Genomic DNA, 20,823 nt, shown 5'->3' with positions numbered 1-20,823 from the left:
TCAACTTTTTTTTATTTTTTTTCAGGAGTTAACAATTTAATTTTTGATACAATTTTCAAGTTTAAATAAGACAAAAATACAAGCCGATAGAGAATGGCGGGGAAAACCGGAAAAAAACCTGAAAACACCCTCTTTATGGCTAAATCGATGAACAAAATTGGAGCAGCAGACAGAACGGTGGGGAATTTTCCCTAAAAAGATGATTTCTGGAAAAAAGTGGCGATTAAAACTCAAAAGTTGACGATTACTGATAAAGGAAAGCGGCCGGGAAAAGAGAACGAAAAAGACTCTGACCGGGAATAAAAAAGAAGAATCATAAGAAGAAAAAAAGAAGTGAGTCTATAAGCCGGGTTCTGTACTCTTGCGAGCGACAACCATTCATCTAGGGCTGGCATCACTACCAGTCTCAAGCGACCTACCCGAAAACCCCTGCGAGCAACAGAGCGGAACCGGGACAAACCCGATCCACATGTTTTCCTATTTGGTCTTGCACCGAATGGGGTTTACCATGCCACAAACTGTTGCCAGTTGCGCGGTGCGCTCTTACCGCACCCTTTCACCCTTACCTGTACGCCTAAGCGCCATCGGCGGTCTACTCTCTGCTGCACTGTCCGTCGGCTTCCACCGCCCAGCCGTTAGCTGGCATTCTGCTCTATGGTGCCCGGACTTTCCTCGAAGATTGCTCTGCGCGATTGTCCGACTCACTTCGGCGCGCATCTTACCTTATTCGCCGACAAAAAACGACTTAAATAAATTCAACCTGCTCGACCGCAAAGCCTTCTTTCAACCCGAATCACGGCTATTGCTGACTCAGAATGAATTCGCGTGGCAGTTGCGCCTTAAGCGATTTGGCCAGGCGATTACGAAAATGATACGGCACCCGCTGATTACTAAGGAAGACAAAAGGAAGCCATTGCTGATGATGATGCAGATAACCCGCCAGAGTACTGACACCGATCAATGAGCCGGACTTGGCATACACCCCCTCTTCGACTTCCGGCAGCAGATGGCGCCATGGTTCAAATGCCTGCAAAACCGCCATCAGCTGAAGCGCACTGATACTGTTATCTCGGGAGAGGCCCGCGCCATCCAGAAAATGGACATCATTACGCTTCCAACCGAAAATTGACGGTAACTGCTCGGCATACAGCTTCTGCAGTTTGGCTGCCGAAGCTGGCGCCCCATAGAGGTCTGCGCTGAGGTTCAATGCGATCTGATTGGCGATGAAATTAGTTGAATACTTCATCATCGGACGGATAACCTCCGCCAACGTGCGGCTGTTATAGTGCCGGTAACGGAGTATTTCCGGCGCGCCGTCGTGCCCGGAAAGCGGAGTGCTCTGTAATTCTGCATGCTCGACTTCAACGCCCTCCCGTTGCAAAAAAGCGATCAGGATTTCCGCTGCATACTGCCGGTTAAGCATGTCGTCCTTACCGATATTAATCCTTTCACTCTGTCCGACTTTAAGCGTCAATCCCGATTGCTCGGCAATACGTTTGGAAGTTGCCGTCATAGGCGTCTGCTCTTCCGCGGAAGACCAACCTCCGGCATCTTTTCGCAATTTGATGCTATTGAAATTGACCGCAAAGGCACCGTTCACCGCATCATACGGATTCAAACTCTCTCCGGTGCCCGGTAGACGGATATCCGTTTCGAACCACTGATTCACCAGCTGTATCTGTGAGAGTCGCTTGATACCTTGCGCTCTCAGGCGTGTCGCCAGATTTCCGGCCAACAAGGCCATTTCTTCGGAAACCAGAAAAGGATCGCCGTAGGCGCTGATCTGCAAAACCGGCGCCGCATCACCCGGCGACAGACGCACGGAAAAATCGGTATAAAAACGGTAGTCTTCCCCCCAATGACGCAAAGCCAGAAGCGCGGTGATCAATTTGGTGGTCGATGCCGGAATCAGCGGCTGATCGGCATGATCGGCAAAAAGCGGTTCGCCGTCAGGTGTAGCGATCAGAAGTGCCGCCGGATTAAGTGTTTTATATAATGCGTACTCTTTACCGGAAAAATGCAGCTGATCTGTCGAAGCACAGGCCGCAAGACTTAAAAGCAGAGCACTGCTTACGGCAGCCTGTCTGAAAATGCGCAATATCGATCTCATTCAAAACCCATCGGCTTAACTAAATTTCCCGCCCCTCGGCAACGAAGGTTTTTGGCGGAAAGGAAAATTTCTTTTATCATAATCCTTTTAAGCGCCCAATGCTGACTTAGTGCCTACTTGAAGAGAGCGACGATTGACTAAACCGACCACCGAACCGATGCAGACCTGGATAGACGACCGTCATTGCAGCGATAGCGCCAGTACCCTGCACACCCGACTTGGCCTCCCTCTCTTGAGCGAAGCTTCCGCAGAACATTTCTACGATCCGGAAAAGGACGCACTTCTCAGTTGGCAAACGCCGAAAAAATCCGTAATGCCGCAGCTTACCCTGATCCCGCCTAACACCGGTGCAATCAGCATTGACTTTCTCGGCGGCAAAAAAGCGCACCGTCGCCAGTTTGGCGGTGGAAAAGGCCAGCCCCTGGTTCGAGCCATGGGGTCACTTGAAGAACGCCTGCCTGATGTTTTCGATGCCACTGCCGGCATGGGCGGGGACAGTTTTGTTCTCGCCAGTCTCGGCTTCAATGTCTGGATGAATGAACGCAGCCCGATTGTGCATGCGCTTTTGCAGGATGCCCTTGAACGGGCACAGAATGCCGACGACCTTGAGCCCGAGACTCGCGAAATTATCGAGCGTCTAAAACTGACTAACGGTGATAGCGCCGAGATTATCCGCCACAGCGAACAGCAACTGGAAACCATCTATCTTGACCCTATGTACCCGGAAAAGAAAAAGAAAGCGGCGACTAAAAAAGAGATGGCCGCTTTGCAACAACTGCTCGGCCCGGATATGGATAGTTCGGATCTGCTGGATGCCGCACTGAGTAAAGCCAGTTACCGTGTAGTGGTAAAACGCCCGAAAGGCGCTGAACCCATCGCTCACGACACTCTTCCGACCACCGCGGTACAAAGCCCTAACACCCGTTATGACATCTATGTCATTAAAACCCTGAAGCGGTAAAACGGCAGAAATTTTATTTAAAATCAACCTTGTTCAAATTTCGTGTTCAAAGCCGCTAACAACATCCTTAATCCCCTTATAATGTAGGAGAATTAAGGCAAAGGTAAACGCATGTATCGTATTTTAGTCGTCGATGATTCGGACGTAATCTGCTCACTCCTGAAGCTGACTCTGCAGAGTGACGGCCATCAGGTTCAAGTCACGAAAAACCTGCATGACGCACAAGAAATCGTCGATAAGGAAGTATTCGATCTGATCATTGCCGACTATATGCTAAGCCGGGAAGAGAATGGTTTGCAGCTTGTTTCCCACCTGCAAGAAACGGTTAACGCTTCGACTCCGGTCATTATGCTCAGCGCCGAAGCCATGCCGGAACATAAAGCCGAAGCCAAACAACTCGGCGTCAATGCATGGATGAAAAAACCCTTTTCACCGCACGGCATCCTAAAGATCATCCACAAGGTTATCGAAGAGCAAGAAGCTTAAAAATCACGCATCCTTCAACTCAAGCACCCGCTGATAGACCGCTTTCTTTTTCACCGAAAAATAGTCGGCGACGATTTCTGAAATCTGCTTAACCGGCAGCTTTTGCTTCATTAGCGTTTTGATCAAAGGGTCGTAATCACTCTGTTGCGACGACTGTGAAGTCTGCTCGAAGCCCTGAACCATCAAAACAAACTCGCCGCGCACCTTGTCGCGGTTGGCAGAAAAATACTCGACGACTTCATGAAACTCACCGGAAACAAACTGTTCGAACTGTTTACTCAATTCCCGGGCGACCACGATCTGACGTGCCTCGCCGAAGACCTGCGCCATATCCGCCAAAGAATCCAGTAGCCTGTGTGGCGATTCATAAAATACCAGCGTTCGAGGCTCTTCAACCAATAAGGTCAGCTGCTGGAGACGCTTGGAAGATTTAGCAGGCAGGAAACCTTCATAGGTGAAGCGGTCTGTCGGCAAACCGGCCGCAGACAAAGCAGTAATCACAGCACTGGCCCCCGGAACCGGTACCACGGCAACACCGGCCTGACGCAATCGTTTAACCAGTACATACCCCGGATCGTTAATCAAAGGAGTTCCTGCATCCGAAACCAGAGCGCCGTTTTCTCCGGCCAGAAGTCGCTGCAACAGCTGTTCGCTGCGTTCGCTCTCGTTATGTTCATGCAGACTGATTAAATTCTGGTTAATCGCAAAGTTCTGTAACAAGGGTCTGGTATGTCGGGTATCTTCGGCCGCCACCCAATCAACGGCCGCCAGCACGTCTAAAGCCCTGTGCGTGATATCCTGTAAATTTCCGATCGGGGTCGCGACCACATAAAGCGTGCCGCTTCCCGGCTGTAACTCGTTTGAACTCAATAGCAAAATAATAACCTGCTGTTTTAATTGTCGATAGACACTGCGAACAGTTTCATTAGCGAATACAAGTGCGCAATCGCTGCGATAATGCCCTGTGCCTAACCGATAAATCGCTTATAATTTTGGCTATTCTAACTAAATTTTTCGCTTGCATATGTCGTTTTACTTTCTGTCCCGTGTTTTACCCTTTTCCTTTTTGCCCGCCGGCAGGGCTCAATCGAAAACCGCTTTAAAATCTCTGGCGGTAGCCTTAACCTCGGCCAGCCTGTTGCATGGCTGCTCGAGCCCGCAACCTCAGGCGGAGAAAACCGCTCCCGAAGCGGTTAAACCGGAACAGCCGAAAGTGGAAATCAGCGCAGTCAAACCACCTGAACTGCTGGTTTCCATCGACCCGGAACTGGAACGTCAAAAGGCGTTTGAAAATCGCGACTGGCCAGCGTACCTGCAATTCAGCTACGACCTGTGGCAGGAATCGCCCCCGGCCAGACAGGCGGAAATCGAAGATCAGGCCTGGCAAGCCCTGCTGCCGCTGGACGACATGACCTTGCAGCAGCTTGACGACAACAGCGATCCTCGGATCAACGCCTGGTCGCACCTGATTCAGGTTTTCCGTTTGCAAGGTCTCCCTTTCGAACACGCACTTTCCGATCTGCAGCTGTTCGAAACCGATGCCATCTATCGTTCGCACCTGCTTCCCAAACTATTAAGCCAGCTTCCGCCTGAAGAAGAAGTTCGCAATATCGCCGTCTTTTTACCGATGCAGAGTAAATTCAAGCCGGTTGCCGAGCAGATCCAGAACGGTATTCTCAAAGCTTATTACCGGAACGAGAATCTGAACCGAAAATTACGTCTGAACTTCTATGACAGTACCGATATCACTCAGGTCAGCAGTCTGTACTTTCAGGCCAAACAGGAAGGTGCCGATGTGATTATCGGACCTCTGCGCAAAAACGCCGTCGAACAGTTGCAGGGATTCGATGATCGCAATATCGTTGCGCTTAATACCATTGACGGAATCACCTCTTTCACCCAGTTCAGCCTGAAATCCAGCGACAAGATTCAGCAGCTGGCCGAAGGTTTTGCCCAACAGCAATACCGTATGCTCGGCATCCTCAACAGCGACGAGAAAGAAAACGCGCTTAATGCCGCGCTGCTGGCCAGTGTCTGGAACCAGCCGCCGCAACAGTCTCTGGTTCAGGTTTCCTATTCCGAGCAGAAACCGGAATTGCGCAAAGCGTTCGATCAGCTAGTCAACGCCAGCAACAGTATCGAGCGCAAGAACACTTTGAGATGGACAGTCGGCGAAAAGCTCGAATTCTATCCGCGCGTGCGCGAGGATCTGAATGCCATCGTCGTTTTTGACAGTGCCAACCGTCTGGCGGTCATTAACCCGCAGAAAGGACTCTATCTGCTGGAGACCCCTGTCTATACCGCGACAGAGTTGAATCAGCAGAATCTCAAGGCTCTTAAGAACAACCACGACCTGAAAGAAGTGGAACTTTTAACACAACCGGTGACCCTGAACCCGGAAGATCTTCAGGGAACTTTCGAAGCGTTCGGCTGGGACAGCCTGCAAGTTGCGGCCAACCTTCCCAAGCTTAAAAAAGGCGCCTGCCTGAGCAATACCAAAACCGGTTATTTGCGGATCGTAGACAATCAGGTTCAGCAGACACTGGTATGGGCTAAATTCGACGACAAGGGACAACTCACCCCATATCGCCTGCCGCATATTACACCGCAACTGACTCTTGAAGAGAAGATGGAGACGGAATCCGACGCCGAAGATGCGCTCCAGCAACGTCTTCAAGATGAATTGAAATCCGGCGACATGGAAGGCGTATCGCCTTAAAGACGGAACGGGAGAACCACGTGAGCAATTCGCACCGCCGCAGACTCCCGAAACTACCGAATCTTGTGAGCAAGCTGATCGGACAGCAAAAAGAGCAGCAGGCCGAACACTGGCTTCAGGCTCAGGATATCAATATCCTGGAACGGAATTTTCGCTGCGACCGTTTTAAAAAAGGTGAAATCGATCTGATCGGAATCGAAAAAGACCGCCGGACGTTGATCTTTTTCGAAGTGAAATACCGCAAGAACTGCGACTTCGGTCACCCGCTGGAATTCATCACCTCCGGCCAGCAGACACGCATCCGTCGCTGCGCGGAAGTCTTTCTGCAAAAACACCCGCAATACCAAACCTGCGACTGCCGCTTTGACGTCATCAGCTACACCGCCGATGACGCCCCTGAATGGATTAAAAACGCTTTTTAGCCCTTTTGAAAAGCTGCAAAGCACCTGCTAAGGAATCACCATCTCGCTCGGTGAAAGTTTGCGTGCCTTGGCCCCACCCCCTTTACTCTCCGCCTTAAGAATCAACGGCAGCGTTTTCAGCACCGAATCCGGATTCAGACTCATTGCATCAATCCCCAATTCAACCAGAAACTCGGCAAAATCCGGGAAATCCGACGGAGCCTGACCGCACAGACTGATATGTTTGCCGTTGCGCTTGGCGCCTTCGACCGCCCAGCGCACCATTTTTTTGACCCCCGGGTCGCGCTCATCATAGTCGTAGGCGACCTTGCCGGAATCCCGGTCAACTCCGAGTACCAGCTGAGTCAGATCGTTAGTCCCGATCGAGAAGCCATCGAAATATTCGGAAAATTCGTCAATCATCAATACATTGTTCGGAATCTCACACATCATATAGACCTTAAGGCCGTTCTGGCCGCGTACCAAGCCGTTAGCGGACAGATTATCGATCACCGCCTTGGCCTCCTCAACACGACGGCAGAACGGTACCATAACAATGACATTATCCATTCCCATCTGTTCGCGAACCTGTTTAATCGCCTGACATTCCAGAGCAAAAGCCGGAGCAAACTCTTCATCGTTATAGCGTGAAGCGCCGCGGAAACCGATCATCGGATTCTCTTCGCGCTCCTCAAAGAACTTGCCGCCGATCAGATTGGCGTATTCGTTCGATTTGAAATCCGACAGGCGCAAGACAACCGGCTTCGGATAGAAACCGGCTGCCAGCGTTCCGATCCCTTCGGAAAGTTTGCGTACAAAATATTCCGAACCGTTGGCATAGCCCTCGGTGAGCTTATCGATCTTGCCCGCGACCTTCGAGGAAGTAACCTTGTCCGGTTGCAGCAGTGCCAATGGATGCACTTTAATCTCGTTATTGATAATGAACTCCATACGCGCCAAACCGACCCCGGCGTTTGGAATCGTGTTCACCTGAAAGGCGATCTCCGGATTACCGACATTCAACATCACTTCCGTCTCGGGCTCTTCCAGACTGCTCAGATCCGTCTCTTCAACTTCATAGCGCAACTGCCCGCCATAGACTCGTCCGAGATCGCCCTGCGCACAGGAGATGGTGACCATTTCACCGGTTTTGATCTTCTCGGTACCCGATTCCGTACCAACCACCGCCGGTATTCCCAGCTCACGGGCGATAATCGCCGCATGGCAGGTGCGCCCGCCGCGATTGGTAACCAGAGCCGAGGCGATTTTCATCACCGGCTCCCAGTCCGGCGTAGTGATATCGGAGACCAGCACTTCGCCGGGCTGAAATTCATTCAGGTGTTCGATTGATTCAATCACGCGAGCGCGACCGAATGCGATTTTGGCTCCGACCGAACGGCCGGTGACAATCGGTGCCATCAAATCGGCCTCATCACAGATTTTGTATTGCTCCAGCACCTGCTGACGTTTCTGCGAAGCGACGGTTTCCGGGCGCGCCTGAACGATAAACAGCTCACCGGTCTGACCGTCTTTGGCCCACTCGATATCCATCGGACGCAACTTACCGGCCTTGGCACTGTAGTGTTTCTCGATAATGCCCGCATAACCGGCCAACTGCAGAACTTCCTTATCGCTGATACAGAATTTCTGACGCTCGAAATTGCTGGTCGGAACATTGCGCACTGGATTGCGCTGATTGGAATCGGAGGAATAGACCATTTTGATCTTCTTCGCGCCGAGATGGCGTTTCAGAACCTTGCGGTATCCCTGATCGAAAGTCGGCTTATGCACATAAAACTCGTCCGGATCGACAACCCCCTGAACGACGTTTTCGCCAAGACCGTAAGCACCGGTGATCAGCATTACATCCTTAAAACCGGTCTCGGTGTCGATTGTAAACATGACCCCGGACGAAGCCAGATCCGAACGCACCATCAGCTGTACCCCGATCGACAGCGCCACTTCGAAGTGATCGAAGCCCTGATCGATCCGGTAGTGAATCGCGCGATCGGTAAACAGGCTGGCGAAACAGCGCTTACAGGCATCGATAAAAGAGGAAAGTCCGCTGATATTCAGATAGGTATCCTGCTGACCGGCAAAACTGGCGGTCGGCAGATCTTCGGCGGTCGCCGAACTGCGCACGGCAAACGAAACTTCTGAACCGTACTCATCAACCAGAGCATTATAGGCTTCGACCATTTCATGAAACAGATCGTCCGGAATCTGCGCACCGTAAATTGCATCCCGCACCAGAGCTCCGCGCATCTGCAGATCACGTGGATCCTCCGGGTTCAAAGCATCCAGATATTCATGCAGTTTCGGCCACAGATCATTGTGTTCGATGACATAACGGTAAGCTTCGGCGGTAATCGCAAAACCGTTCGGCACCGGCACCCCTTTCGGAACCAGCTCCTGATACATCTCGCCAAGAGAAGCGTTCTTCCCTCCGACTAAAGGAATATCCTCGATACGCAGTTCATCGAAAAAACGTATAAATTGAAATTTAGGGGTAACATCGGCCATAAAAACACTCCTGGCTCACGCGCTGCAGAAATCTGTTAAAGAAGCTTACAGGTTACGCACTTCGCGCAAAGAAGAAAGTGTTTTTTCGGTAAGAAAAACGCTTTTTTGATCTCGCTTAAGAGAGATCGAAAAAGCGTTGATTCAAAGGTAAAAAGTAAAACCTTGGCGCGCCGAAATCGCTTAAGACAGGAGTTAAGAGTGAAGCGGTTTTTCGACAACCAGCCGGGTCATTCGCCCCATAGGCGTCTGTTCGACCAATTCAAAACCGGCCTGTTCGAGCATATAGATCAAGTCTTCGGCATGATAACGGTTGTGTTCCAGAAAATGTTCGAAGACATCTTCGATCTCTTCCTTCTCGACCGCATCGTCCCACAGACGTTTATCGGGGAACTTATAATCCAGATACTCCTGCAGCGGCTGGCGAACCAAATCGATAATGCACCAGCGTCCTCCCGGCTTCAGCCAATGATAGACCGCTTTGATCAGTGTCACCGGCTGCGGCAATTCATGCAGAAGCATATTCGCCATGACCGCCGCGGCGCGTCCCTGGTCGACCCAGTTTTGCGGCGCTAACAGATCGCCGCGCAACAGGCGACCGTTTTCCGGCAGTTTCAACCCTGCGACCAGCATATATTCGGCCGCTTCGATACCGATGGCGCGGTTCTGCGGATAGCGCAACGCCAGATCATTGACGAACTGACCGATACCGGCACCCAGATCGAGCAGAACATCATCCGGCTGGATTGCGCCAGCCATCTGTTGATTCCAGAATTCCCAGAATTCGCAATCATGCCGCCGCTCGTAACTTTGGGTGATCATTTCTCTGGCATGTTCACCATCTCCGCCGTGATGACGGAGTATCTGCTGCTGTGTTTTTTCCATCTGCTCTCTCCTTTACCTTGCCTGAGAAGGCGCCTTGAAAGGTGGCAGTTTAAATCGTTCGTTGATCGACTTCCACCCAAGCATCTATCTCTGCCAGATAGAGTACAAGCTTTTGCGGTCTGGATTCTTGAGCCGAGAAAAGTTCTGCGTAACGATTCAGCTGCGAACGGTAGTATTCGCTCTGCTGCTGAATAAAGGCGTTACGTTTCTGCGGCTGATCACAATCATCGCAGGCGCTGGTCTTGTAATCGATAATCCAGCGCACACCGTCTTGATCGACCAGTGTACGGTCGATAATATGCAGCTCAATTTCGCCCTGGGCATTGATCGACTGCAACTCATACTCGCTCATCGCCTGCGGCTGACTGCGCGACAGCGCCCAGCGCACCTGCGGATTCTGATAAGCGTTATGCAGACAGCGTTGCACCTTATCCCACGCCTTGTCCACCTGAGAAGCGTTTAATCCCTGCTGTTGCAGCCAGCGCAGGTAAAACGCCTGCTGGGCCTGCAGGAAATTATCGGCAACCGTTTCTATGCCGATCCGCGCCCACTGTTCAAGAACGTTGTGAACCAGATTCCCGGACGCCTTGCTGACCAGATTGGCGCCCTGCCAGTAATCCGGTTCCAGATTCTCATCCGCCGGAGTCTTATCGACCGGCTTGTGCGTTTTCTCTTTCGCTTCCGAAGTTGGTAAAGTCGGCTCAGGCAAATGAGCCAAATAATCAAACAGCCCAGCGCTATTAAGCGGCAAACGAGACACCAGAATGGCTTCCTCTTGCTCGCTGGTTTCCTCACTGTCGGGCAACGCCTGAGTCAGACGTACGCGAATCGCCTCCTGTACCGATCGGCCCAAAGCCGGCCACAGCGCCTCGAGCATCGAGCCTTTCGGTGCACTGTAACTCTCTTCGTCGGTCTTTTCATCAATTTTAAGCTCCGCAAACAGATGCAGCTGCGCCTTGGCGCGCGTACAAGCGACATACAGCAAGCGCCCCAACTCAAAGCCCTGTTTCTGTGATTCGAACTGATTTAACAGTCTACTCAGATAGGATTTATCCTGTCCTTTCTGGTCGATCGGCGCGAGCACCAGATGTTCCTGCCCGGCAGAATCCATAAACTGGAACCAGGACACCAGTTCCGGATCGTCGTTGCGCGCCTTCTTCGCCAGCCCCGGCAGAATGACGGTATCGAACTCCAACCCCTTGGATTTGTGCATGGTCATCAACTCTATCTGCTGACTCGGCTCGGAGGCATCGGCGCTGGCGAAAAGCGTTTCCACCAGCTCTTCGAGACGTTCCAGATCCAGTGCTTCGTGATCAAACTCGCCGAGAACATCAAAATAGGCGGCGACATTCTGCAACGCCACCGGACTTTCCACACTCAAAGCGCCATCCAGCATCAGCCAGCACTCTTTGAGCAGTTTTGAAAACGGATAAATCCCCAGCTGGGCAATCGCTGTCTGCAATACCGGCCACGCCTTTTGAATACGCTGCTGCCCCTCAAAACTCAACGCGCCCAAATCAATCAGGCCATCGCCGTGCAGGGCCTGTTCGATACAGAACGCAACCGTCTTATAAGGCTTGGAAGCAATCAGAGCGTGCAGATCATACAGGTTCAAACCGACCAGCGGCGAGCGCAAGAGCGCGATCCAGGCGGCACGGTCGCCCAGATGCAGCAGTGCCCGGCTTAATGCCAGACAATCCTGCACTTCCTGACGCTCCTGCAAGGTTTCCAGTTCCACTGCCCGGAAAGGGATCGCCGACTTTTTCAGTTCGCTGGCAATGGCCAGCAGATGCGAACGCGAACGCCCGAGCACGGCAATTTTGCGACTGTAGAGCGCTTCGTTGTGATTGCGCTCCTGCTGACGCTGTTCGTTCAGACGGCTCACAATAAAATCGACAATGCGGCGGCTTTGATCACCGTCGCCGTGAAATTCCCAATGGTTAAAGACCGCTGGCTCGGTATCCTCGCGCGGGGTCAGTGCATGGCTGAACTTGACCGCCCCCTTGGCCATATCGTCCTCTTTCGGCAGCACCTGTTTAAAGGTATGGTTAACCCACTCCACCACCTGCTTCTGCGAACGGAAGTTAACCGTCAGATTCAACGGTTGCAGCGTTACCGGCCCGAAAGTTCCTTGCCACGCCTTGAGGAAGTTGGCGACCTCCGCTTCACGGAAGCGGTAGATCGACTGCATCGGATCACCGACGATAAACAGGGTGCGCGCATCGTCCGGCTGCCAGCCGGCAACCAGTTTATTAACCAGTTCAAACTGCTTCGAACTGGTATCCTGAAATTCGTCAATCAGCAGATGCTGAATCTGATAATCAAGCTGCAGCGCCAGATCGGTCGGCTCTTCTTTTTCCCCCAGTGCCTGCGAAGCTGCCTGCGCGATCTCGATAAAGTCCGCTTCGGAACGACTCTGGAAAACCACCTTAAGATAGGCCGCGCACACCTTAAGCAGCTGCATCAGGCTTTGCAGTTTCAACCACTGGTCATCGCTGTAGCGCGGGTCGGGCAGATCTTTTAAGGAGGCCAGTGCGGATACCAGCGTGCCCTGACGGTCATCAGCATCGGCAATGCCCTGCAGAACCTGCGCCATCTGATCCTTACGCTCTTTGGCTTCGCCCTTTCCGGCCGGGAAACCTTCGTTTTTGGTCAGGCGGCCGCGCAGTTTCTTGCCGTCTTTGGTCAAAACCCAGGAAGCGAGAATCCGCCAGGAGTCGGTATCTTCTTCGGCAAACGGCCAGGCTCCGGCGATTCTGGACAGATCCGGCTGATCGTTATGCTGAGCATAGTCGGCAATGTCGCAGACTTCTCTTAACAGCTCATTCACCTTGCTCAAACTTTTGCGGTGCTGACGCAGTTCGCTGGAAACAATCTCCTGTAGTGACTGCTCCAGAGCGTGGCGCGCATCCGAATTGGCATAGGAGAGATAGTCCATCCACTGATCGCGCTTGGCGAGCATATCGCTGAGCAGATTCTGCGCACGGGAATAACGCCCGTTAACCAGATCGAGCAGCTGTTCGACCAGAGGAGCTAGACTCTCTTCCTGCAACACCTGGCGCACCGCTTCCAGATAGGCCTGATGCGGTTTATCGCTGAGATTCAGTTGCGCGCCCATCTTCGACAATAGCGGCATCTGTCCGACCAGAAAACTGTTAAAACCGTCAATGGTCTTAATGCGCAGACGATTCGGGTTATTCAGCAATTGCCAATCCATTTCGGCATCGCGCTGCAGCGCTTTCTGCGCTAGCTTCCAGGTATTGCGATCCACCAGAGAAGCATCCGATGCAAGCGGACGGGAACCGAAAACCAGCGCTTTCATAATCCGCTCGCGCATTTCCGCCGCTGCCTTTTTGGTAAAGGTCATGGCGATAATCTGTTCCGGCGCTTTGACCTGCGACAAGAGTCCCAGATAGCGCTGAGTCAGCAGCGAGGTTTTTCCCGAACCGGCCGGAGCCTGCACAATAAAAGAGTGAAACGGGTCAATCGCCTGCAAGCGAGGCTGCGCATCCGCCAACTGGCTGTCCAGTTCCAAGCCGAATAGCTGCTGCGGGTTCGGGTAAACAGAGGCATCTAAACTCATTCGTTCGTCTCCTCTGCCTGCAACTTCAATTGCTGACGCACCTCCGGCAAACGCAAAGCCAGATAGGCCTGCGCATACTGAACATCGGTCTCTTTGGCAAACTGCATACGCGCATCACCCTGCTGAATCTGTCGAGCCAAGGTTTCCACTTCCTCTTTTAGCGACTGCAACAGATCTTCCCATTGCACCTGATAAAACTCGCTCTTTTCGTTTTCCGCCAGCTTGCTGAACACTTTAATGCCGCGCCCCGGAAGCAGATCGCCCTCTTCGCTCAGGGCACTGAAACTGACGCCATCGTCCGAATGCAACAGGCCGTAGCCGATGCCGCAGATCTGCCCGCTCAATTGTGTTACGAACTTATCCTGCGACTCCTGCCCGATCTGCGCCAGAGCGTGCAGGTAAACCGCCAGCTGCGGTGCCTGAAGCGGCGTTTTCAGAAGATCATTGATCGATGCCTTGCCGCTCTTGTAATCGATAATCAGCGCCTTGCCGTCCACCTGATCGATGCGGTCAACAATCACCTTAAACTGAATACCGGCCAGCGTAATATAGACCTCCTGCTCGGTGGAGAAGTTGGCAAAATTAGCGCGTGTTTTTTCCAGCTCCAGCCAATCCCAGCAGAGTTGTTTAATGCGCGCCATTTCCAGCTGCAACAGACTCTCACTCAAAGTGTTATGGACTTCGTCGAAAACCGTCTTCAGATGACGGTCGAGCAATTCGCTCAGTTCACCCTCGCTCAATGCAATCAGCGCGGTCTGGGTTTTCAGTTCATCCCAAACCAATTCCAGAACACGGTGCAACATCGACCCCTGATTGGTGGATTGCAGCGTCTCTTCGACCTGCTGCAAGCCGTATTTGGCACCGAGACGATAATCCAAAAACGCCATCAGCGGGCATTTGCTCTGCGCCTGCAGAATCCCACTGCCGCCCGGTGCACTCTCGCCTTCCGGTACTTCCGGGCCGCGGTCATCCAGTTGCCATTCAATCAGCGAATTTTCAGACCATAGGCCATCGTTTTGTCTGTCGGCATTTTGCACATTAAAGGCTTTCTGGGCCAGAGAGATGAATTCGGCTTTCTGCCACGGCTTGCCGTCAAACTCCGACAGCAATGGCGACGGCAGCAGCTCCGCTTCACCGGAAAAACGCGGATAGCTCAAGACCAATTGTTCGGTGGCATTTTGCAAGCGCTGGTTAATCTGCCGTGCGTACAGCAGTTCGCGATGACCGTCGGCGCGCGGCAATTTATGTTCTCGTTGCAGATGCATTGGAATAAACGGATTTGGATTGGAAGCACGCGGCCAAGCCTGATCGCTTAAGCCGAGAACCCACAAAGCGTCAAACTGCTGACCACCGGCTTCCAGCATCCCCATTATCTGAATCGGGCGATCGCCTTTGGTCTGCGGCTGGTGCAACTGTTCGGCAATATAGCTCTGCAGCAGAGGTAGCCACTGTGCTACCGTCTGCTCGCGCACCAGCCCCTGCATGGAAGCGAAACTGTTTAGGGCTTCCCAAAATGCCTGCTGCTGCTGATATTCACTACTGCTCAGCGTGCGGCTTCCCGGCCAACCCATGCGGTTCAACGTTTCCTGACAGGCATCGATAAACGCCTGCTGCGACAATTTACCGGAGTACTGAACGCCGGCTTGCGCTTCCAACGCTTCGAGCAGGCTTTTAGGCAGAATCAGCGGCAGCAAACGCTCTTCGTCTTCGAGATAATCGACACATTCGTTCAGCAATCGCGGCAAGCTGATCTGCGACCATTGCAGACGGCGCAGTTGCAGATCCGCCTGCTGACGTTTGGTCAGGTCGCCCTGCGTATAGGGCGAAATCAGCCACTGACTCCAGTCGGCAAAACGGTACGGCTTATGCGGCTGCAGAAACAATTGCAGACTCAACAAGGCATTCTGTACCAGCGGCACGCTATTCAACGGCTGACCCAATGACAGGTTATAGAGTTTATTGTCTTCTTTGAGTAGGTCGAACTTCTGCACGCCCTGCAAAACCAGATACTCGTCCAGCGCATTCTGCAATGGCTGTTTATAGAGCTGCATATCAGGCGCAATAATGCCGATTTTAATCGCTTCTTTGCCCTGAACGGCTTGAAGTGTTTGCAGCGACTGCCACGCCCAGGCTGCGGCCTGCTGCGCTTCATCGCGAATATCCTGCGCCGCGAAAAGCTGCGTACTTTGCGGCTGTTTATCGCCCGGCGTTTCTTCGATCACTTCCACGCCCGCCTGCGTCATAATCTCCAGCCACTGCTTAAGAAACGGCGTGTAGTCATCAAAACCGTGCAGTTGAATACGTTCAGGCAACAGCGATTTAAGCGCCTTCGGCTGATCGTTCAATAAGCGACTCAGCAAGGAGAGAGAGGCTTTTTGCAGCAAAACCGAATCCAGCCAGTCGCGCTTCTCCATCTGCGACCGATAGAGTTCGCTGACCTCTTTATAGAGTTGGTTTTCCGGGTTTAAAAACGACTCTTCCTGCCAGCCTTCGGGCAGAAATTCATTGCTTAGCTGCCAGGCCTGATAAAGCTGTTTCGCGGTCTGCTGCGGATTTAACAGCGCGATTTCTTCGCCCTGTTTTTCACTGCGTTTAAGCACTTCCAGCAGCGCCTGTTCAAACCACCATACCGCTTCGAAATCGCTTAACAGCCGCTGATAATCAACCGCCCCCAAACCACTGAAAGCGACACTGTCGCGCCACTGCTGCCACCAGTTGGCAATCGTCAGCGCCTGCAAACTCGGCGCAACCTTGCGATAGGTTTCCGAAGCGGTTTCGGCCTGCGCCTGCACGGCCTGCTGCTTGAGCGACATCGCCAAACGGTTATTAGCGCAGAGATGGAGCGTGTTTGGACTGGATTCTGACAGAGTCATCGATTTCCTAAAGCGAGTTAACGAAGTGCAGAAAGAGATTCTAAATCATTTTGTGTTTTCGTCTACCCAGTAAACGGAGAGGAAGTTTTTTTAAAATATGTTTTTAAAAGCACTCTTGGACTAAAAGGCTAACCTTGAGCGAACCGAAAAAATGATTACGCTTTACTTTAACCCAGCTATTCATTAATAACTTGCTCTATTATGTCAAAAGCAATTACAAAGTTAGAGAAGTCCTCTGCATTTCCATGCTCACAAAGCCAGTTACACATATTTCCTTTTTCATCCTTATTCACAGATTTTGAAGCTGGAATATTTGTTTCTACACCTCTAATTCTTTTTGATGACTCTTCTACAACATCAATATATTGGGGATTTTCAGCTTCAATTTTTAAAATAGTATTTTGTGCAAAAAGACTTTCTATACCAATTGAAATTGGACTATCTGCATGAGATGGGATCACTCGCTTAAATACCAAGTTTTTTTGGGCATTCTGTTTATTTGTATCGCAATCGTAAAGAAGTAAAATTTTATTTGGCACAACGGCTGAAATAGAGTTGTTATAACTTTTCCAAATTTTATCCAAATTCCCAAAACCAACTCCATCCTTTAACTGCACTTTATCCAAGATATCATTCTTATTAAGAACCTCAGCAGCTTTAATAAGGTATCGAATATCATAGTCACCTTCCACAAAGACAATTGGTTTAGAGTGTTGGTTTATTTCCTTAGCAATCTCTTCCCGATGGCGGGCTGTTTCCTTGAATGATTCATAAGCATTGATAAACTCTGAAAAATCACTTGCTACAACCTTTTCACCATTTGGCATATTAAGTATTTCAAAACCATCTGCACCAAATTCATTCTCCATCCCTATAAGTAGAAGGGGGGAGTGGGATGTAATAATAAATTGAACATTTGGGAATAATTTAATTAGCTTTGGCAAAATTTCTTTCTGATGTGACACATGAAGATGGGCATCAATCTCATCAACTATTACAATCCCTCTAATATCACTTAGACTGTTTAATTCTCCCTCGGATAGATCATAATCTCTAATAATTGAAAGAAATAAATTTATTAACTGAACTTCGCCAGTCGATAATTGAAATAAATTTGGAATCCACATCTTTTCATTTTTCATCACTGAAATTTGTCGAGATCGTCTTGTACCTGCTCCTAGCCTGATATTTCCATCCTCATTAAGTATTACACGAACTATTTGTAAAACAGCTTCATATAGATTTGTGCTTTGACCTTTATAACCGGAAAAAACAGGAATGTAAGTTTGAAAGGTGGCATCACTTCTTGACAGAGGCTGTTCTTGGATTTGTAAGTCAAATGCCTGTCTGTCAAATATTAAATCAAGTAACCAGTTGATATTCTTTTTGAGAGGCGATGTACATATAAGATCTCTATTTGAGAAACCAGAAATCCTTCTCAATTCCGTATAACTAGCCTTTGACTTAAGATTAACCTGATTTAGCCATGCTGGTTCCTCAAATCTATTTACTGGAAAATACAGACAGCATTGATGTTTGAAAATTTTCTGAGTACTTTCAGAGTTTGCTTTAAAAGAAGAAGAAAAATGCGAGTTTTCTTGCCCAGGTATTTGACTCCATTCTCGTCTTGGTGGTGTGTAGCCTAATTTTTCCTCAAAGTCATTCTTTGCAAGGGCTAATTGCCATTCTTGAACATTTTCCCCTGATTCAAACTCTACTTTTGAAAACGAAAATACTTCACCTGACTTTATATAGCTTGGACTTCGATACTTGAAAACTTTTCCCTTTTCAATTTCAACATCCTCATACACTTCTTGTTTTCCAACCACCAAAGTGTTAACTAAATGAGCTAGAAGTATACTTTTTCCCGTACCATTTTCACCTACTACAATCAGAGGCTTAGGTGCACCCTCTGTTTTGGGAAATTCAATTGATAACTTTGAAATTGGCCCAACATTATCTATTTCTATTTTCTTAAATAGCATCCACTAAATCTCCCGATATAAACCTAGATTCAAATTTTAAATCAGCGCACATAAAACTTCATCATGTGGCCGCCATATTGTTTTAGATAGCTTTTGGCTTGCGGGGTTTGAGGATAATGGTATTGCACCAGTGACCAGAAGTCGCGGGAGTGGTTGGGGTGAACCAGATGGGCGAGTTCATGGACAATGACATAGTCCACCACCCATTCGGGGGCTTGCAGCAGTTTCCAGTTGAATTGCACCAGCCCGCGCTGATGGTAGCAGTTACCCCAGCAGGATTTATAGTTTTTCACTTTGATCTGTTTAGGTGCCAGCTGCATCTGTTCGGCATAGAAGGCCACTTTAGGATGCAGATAGTCTTGCGCCTCTTTAATCAGTTCTCTCTCCAGTTCTGCCAGTTCACATTCAATCTGGCATTTTTGACCAAGCCAGATGAACTCCGAGCCTTTTTGTAGGGGGGAAATGTTCTGCTGTTGCGCCCTTTTGTGAATTTTCGACGAATGGCGGTCGATAAAAGCCTGCAGGTCGGCGTGGTGACTTTGCAGCATGGAACGCACTTTTTTCGGCGAGACATTTTGCGGACAGTAAAGTTTCCAGCCCTCTTGCAGATACTTCAGTCCAATCGAACGGTTGCGACGGGTATATTTAATCGCAATCTGCGTCGGCTCGTTATTGACCTGCATAGGCCAGTGTTGCGGATAGTCCGCTTTCGGCACCGCCTGATTGGCAAGTTTATCGACTAATTTTCTGGCAAAATGTGACATTCAAAACCCGGTGTAATCCGTTACGCTAACTTAACTTGAACTGACGCCTGACTATATTACCCTATGACCGAAGCAAAAAACGCCCACCTGTCCGAAAAACCGGTTTCCGAGAACCCGCATTTTCAGGCCGTTGCCGAGAACGAAACAAGCGCTCTGGAATTGTTGGCGCAGGCTTGCCCTTTCAGCAAGGCGCAATTAAAAGACTTTGCTCAGAAAGGTGCGATCTGGCTCAATCACGGAAAAAAGGCCGAAGCGATTCGTCGCCTGAAGCGCACCTTGAAACCCGGTCAGCAGCTTGACCTGTACTACAACCCAAAGCTGTTACAGCAACCTTTGCTCGGCGATCAGTTTCAAGCGACGCTGATTCAAGATTTCGGCGCCTACTCGGTGTGGTTCAAACCGCGCGGCATGCTATCTCAAGGCAGTAAATACGGCGATTTTCAAAGCCTTCCGCGCTGGATCGAACTGCGCTCGGAGCAATTTTTCGGACAGATTCGTCAGTGCTGGCAGATCCACCGTCTGGACCGAGCGACTGAAGGGCTGATGCTGATCGCGCACAATAAAAAAACTGCGGCTGCGCTGACACGGCTGTTTGAAGAGAAGCGAATTCATAAAACCTATCTGGCTAATGTCTGGGGCAAACCGAGCCAACCCGAATGGAGCAGCCACGAGCCGATCGACGGCAAAAACGCGACCAGTCATTTCAAACTGATCGGCAACTCAGAAATCGATGGCCATCACTTTAGCCGCGTTGAGATTGCTATCGAAACCGGCCGCAAGCACCAAATCCGCAAACACCTCGCCTCGGCGAATCTGCCGATTATCGGCGACCGACTGTACGGCAATGCACAATTGGATCAGCCATACGATTTCGATCTGCAACTGAGCGCCTATAAACTTCGCTGGATCTGCCCGATTAGTCACAGCGAACAGACCATCCGGCTTTCCGACGAACTCCTGACGCTGATCGACTAGCGCAAAGCGGATTAAACCTTTCAGTCAGTGCGCCCCAATCATTGCATAATTGCAATTATTCAACCGCAGTTTTAAAGTAGTTATCACACCGATAACCACAGTGATTTCCCATGCGATTGACTCTGCGCTTTCCGATTAAAGGCCTGTATTACTACGCCGCCGATGCCCTCTGGCCGCATTTAAAAACCGGAATGCACTTTAAAATACAAACCGAACCGGATAATTCTTACGATGCCAATGCAATACAACTGTTTTGGACGAACCGGCAAGGAAGCGCGCTGATCGGTTATATTCCGCGGCAGCTGGCCAAAACGCTGGCAGAAATCTACTCTCCGCATGACATTGAAAACCTCGACAACCGCATCAGCTATCTGTGGCGACAGGGAAAATGGCAGGAAATCGAACTGCAAATGACGCTCGATCTTCCGTGGCATAAGGCATTGCAATCGGTTTTGCTGTCGCTGTGGCTGCGAAAAAAACACCAGTGGCAACGCTTTCGTCGTAAGAAAAGTTGCTAATGACTTTACGAAGCCTGCGTGAATCTGCAACAATTCACCGCAT

14 protein-coding genes and 1 other RNA gene are annotated in these 20,823 nt (G+C 50.4%); 6 read left to right on the top strand and 9 right to left on the bottom strand.

Translation table 11 applies throughout. The annotated features are described in order from the left end of the window. Window positions 1-326: 326 nt before the first annotated feature. Window positions 327-708, bottom strand: an RNA gene (gene rnpB, locus HQN79_RS03470) — RNase P RNA component class A. Between the two features lie 91 nt (window positions 709-799). Beyond that, window positions 800-2,110: a D-alanyl-D-alanine carboxypeptidase/D-alanyl-D-alanine-endopeptidase gene (locus HQN79_RS03465; protein ID WP_173284303.1), complete on the bottom strand. Its 1,311-nt coding sequence runs from the start codon at window positions 2,108-2,110 to the stop codon at window positions 800-802. A gap of 133 nt (window positions 2,111-2,243) precedes the next feature. On the opposite strand from HQN79_RS03465, the gene HQN79_RS03460 reads away from it, so the two are divergent. Next, entirely contained in the window at window positions 2,244-3,071 is an 828-nt protein-coding gene (locus tag HQN79_RS03460; RefSeq protein WP_238843416.1) for a class I SAM-dependent methyltransferase, read from the top strand. A gap of 111 nt (window positions 3,072-3,182) precedes the next feature. Then, on the top strand, window positions 3,183-3,557 hold the full coding sequence (locus HQN79_RS03455; RefSeq protein WP_173284302.1) for a response regulator: 375 nt from the start codon (window positions 3,183-3,185) through the stop codon (window positions 3,555-3,557). Between the two features lie 3 nt (window positions 3,558-3,560). Here the strand turns inward: HQN79_RS03455 and rsmI are convergent, their stop codons facing one another. After that, window positions 3,561-4,433, bottom strand: a complete 873-nt coding sequence (gene rsmI, locus HQN79_RS03450) for a 16S rRNA (cytidine(1402)-2'-O)-methyltransferase (protein WP_238843415.1) — start codon at window positions 4,431-4,433, stop codon at window positions 3,561-3,563. Between the two features lie 148 nt (window positions 4,434-4,581). Here rsmI and HQN79_RS03445 point away from each other — a divergent pair, with 148 nt between their 5' ends. Both HQN79_RS03445 and HQN79_RS03440 read left to right on the top strand, forming a co-directional pair. After that, entirely contained in the window at window positions 4,582-6,276 is a 1,695-nt protein-coding gene (locus tag HQN79_RS03445; RefSeq protein WP_173284301.1) for a penicillin-binding protein activator, read from the top strand. Window positions 6,277-6,296: 20 nt separating this feature from the next. After that, window positions 6,297-6,698 carry a YraN family protein gene (locus HQN79_RS03440; protein ID WP_238843414.1) on the top strand — a complete coding sequence of 134 codons (402 nt, stop codon included), beginning with the start codon at window positions 6,297-6,299 and terminating at the stop codon, window positions 6,696-6,698. Window positions 6,699-6,725: 27 nt separating this feature from the next. On the opposite strand, the gene ppsA is transcribed toward HQN79_RS03440, so the two are convergent. The 6 genes from ppsA to HQN79_RS03410 form a co-directional block, all read right to left on the bottom strand. Beyond that, entirely contained in the window at window positions 6,726-9,200 is a 2,475-nt protein-coding gene (gene ppsA, locus HQN79_RS03435) for a phosphoenolpyruvate synthase (protein ID WP_173284300.1), read from the bottom strand. A gap of 192 nt (window positions 9,201-9,392) precedes the next feature. Beyond that, window positions 9,393-10,082, bottom strand: coding sequence for a class I SAM-dependent methyltransferase (locus HQN79_RS03430; protein ID WP_173284299.1), 690 nt, complete (start codon window positions 10,080-10,082; stop codon window positions 9,393-9,395). Window positions 10,083-10,131: 49 nt separating this feature from the next. Continuing rightward, entirely contained in the window at window positions 10,132-13,665 is a 3,534-nt protein-coding gene (locus tag HQN79_RS03425; protein ID WP_173284298.1) for a UvrD-helicase domain-containing protein, read from the bottom strand. Next, complete coding sequence (locus HQN79_RS03420) at window positions 13,662-16,538, bottom strand: PD-(D/E)XK nuclease family protein (protein ID WP_173284297.1); 2,877 nt, start codon at window positions 16,536-16,538, stop codon at window positions 13,662-13,664. Before HQN79_RS03420 ends, HQN79_RS03425 begins: the two co-directional genes overlap by 4 nt. A 176-nt stretch (window positions 16,539-16,714) precedes the next feature. Further along, a complete protein-coding gene (locus HQN79_RS11990; RefSeq protein ID WP_202984506.1) occupies window positions 16,715-18,523 on the bottom strand; it encodes an AAA family ATPase in 1,809 nt (602 codons plus the stop codon). A gap of 41 nt (window positions 18,524-18,564) precedes the next feature. Then, window positions 18,565-19,287 carry a M48 family metallopeptidase gene (locus HQN79_RS03410; RefSeq protein WP_173284296.1) on the bottom strand — a complete coding sequence of 241 codons (723 nt, stop codon included), beginning with the start codon at window positions 19,285-19,287 and terminating at the stop codon, window positions 18,565-18,567. Window positions 19,288-19,350: 63 nt separating this feature from the next. Here HQN79_RS03410 and HQN79_RS03405 point away from each other — a divergent pair, with 63 nt between their 5' ends. Together HQN79_RS03405 and HQN79_RS03400 are read left to right on the top strand one after the other, a co-directional pair. Further along, the gene (locus HQN79_RS03405; protein ID WP_173284295.1) at window positions 19,351-20,262 is read left to right on the top strand and encodes an RluA family pseudouridine synthase; all 912 of its coding nucleotides are present in this window, start codon (window positions 19,351-19,353) and stop codon (window positions 20,260-20,262) included. 110 nt (window positions 20,263-20,372) lie between these two features. Then, window positions 20,373-20,780 (top strand): HIRAN domain-containing protein, encoded by a 408-nt coding sequence (locus HQN79_RS03400; RefSeq protein ID WP_173284294.1) that lies wholly within the window; start codon window positions 20,373-20,375, stop codon window positions 20,778-20,780. Window positions 20,781-20,823 lie beyond the last annotated feature (43 nt).

Origin of the sequence: Thiomicrorhabdus xiamenensis, from assembly GCF_013282625.1 — a bacterium.
In the GTDB taxonomy this organism is placed as follows: domain Bacteria; phylum Pseudomonadota; class Gammaproteobacteria; order Thiomicrospirales; family Thiomicrospiraceae; genus Thiomicrorhabdus; species Thiomicrorhabdus xiamenensis.
This window is presented reverse-complemented; position numbering and strand designations above follow the sequence as displayed.

Excerpts from the sequence above, each read along its gene's own strand:
- HQN79_RS03465 (WP_173284303.1), bottom strand. The coding sequence starts at position 2,110 with ATGAGATCGATATTGCGCATTTTCAGACAGGCTGCCGTAAGCAGTGCT.
- HQN79_RS03455 (WP_173284302.1), top strand. The coding sequence starts at position 3,183 with ATGTATCGTATTTTAGTCGTCGATGATTCGGACGTAATCTGCTCACTC.
- HQN79_RS03445 (WP_173284301.1), top strand. The coding sequence starts at position 4,582 with ATGTCGTTTTACTTTCTGTCCCGTGTTTTACCCTTTTCCTTTTTGCCC.
- ppsA (WP_173284300.1), bottom strand. The coding sequence starts at position 9,200 with ATGGCCGATGTTACCCCTAAATTTCAATTTATACGTTTTTTCGATGAA.
- HQN79_RS03430 (WP_173284299.1), bottom strand. The coding sequence starts at position 10,082 with ATGGAAAAAACACAGCAGCAGATACTCCGTCATCACGGCGGAGATGGT.
- HQN79_RS03425 (WP_173284298.1), bottom strand. The coding sequence starts at position 13,665 with ATGAGTTTAGATGCCTCTGTTTACCCGAACCCGCAGCAGCTATTCGGC.
- HQN79_RS03420 (WP_173284297.1), bottom strand. The coding sequence starts at position 16,538 with ATGACTCTGTCAGAATCCAGTCCAAACACGCTCCATCTCTGCGCTAAT.
- HQN79_RS11990 (WP_202984506.1), bottom strand. The coding sequence starts at position 18,523 with ATGCTATTTAAGAAAATAGAAATAGATAATGTTGGGCCAATTTCAAAG.
- HQN79_RS03410 (WP_173284296.1), bottom strand. The coding sequence starts at position 19,287 with ATGTCACATTTTGCCAGAAAATTAGTCGATAAACTTGCCAATCAGGCG.
- HQN79_RS03405 (WP_173284295.1), top strand. The coding sequence starts at position 19,351 with ATGACCGAAGCAAAAAACGCCCACCTGTCCGAAAAACCGGTTTCCGAG.
- HQN79_RS03400 (WP_173284294.1), top strand. The coding sequence starts at position 20,373 with ATGCGATTGACTCTGCGCTTTCCGATTAAAGGCCTGTATTACTACGCC.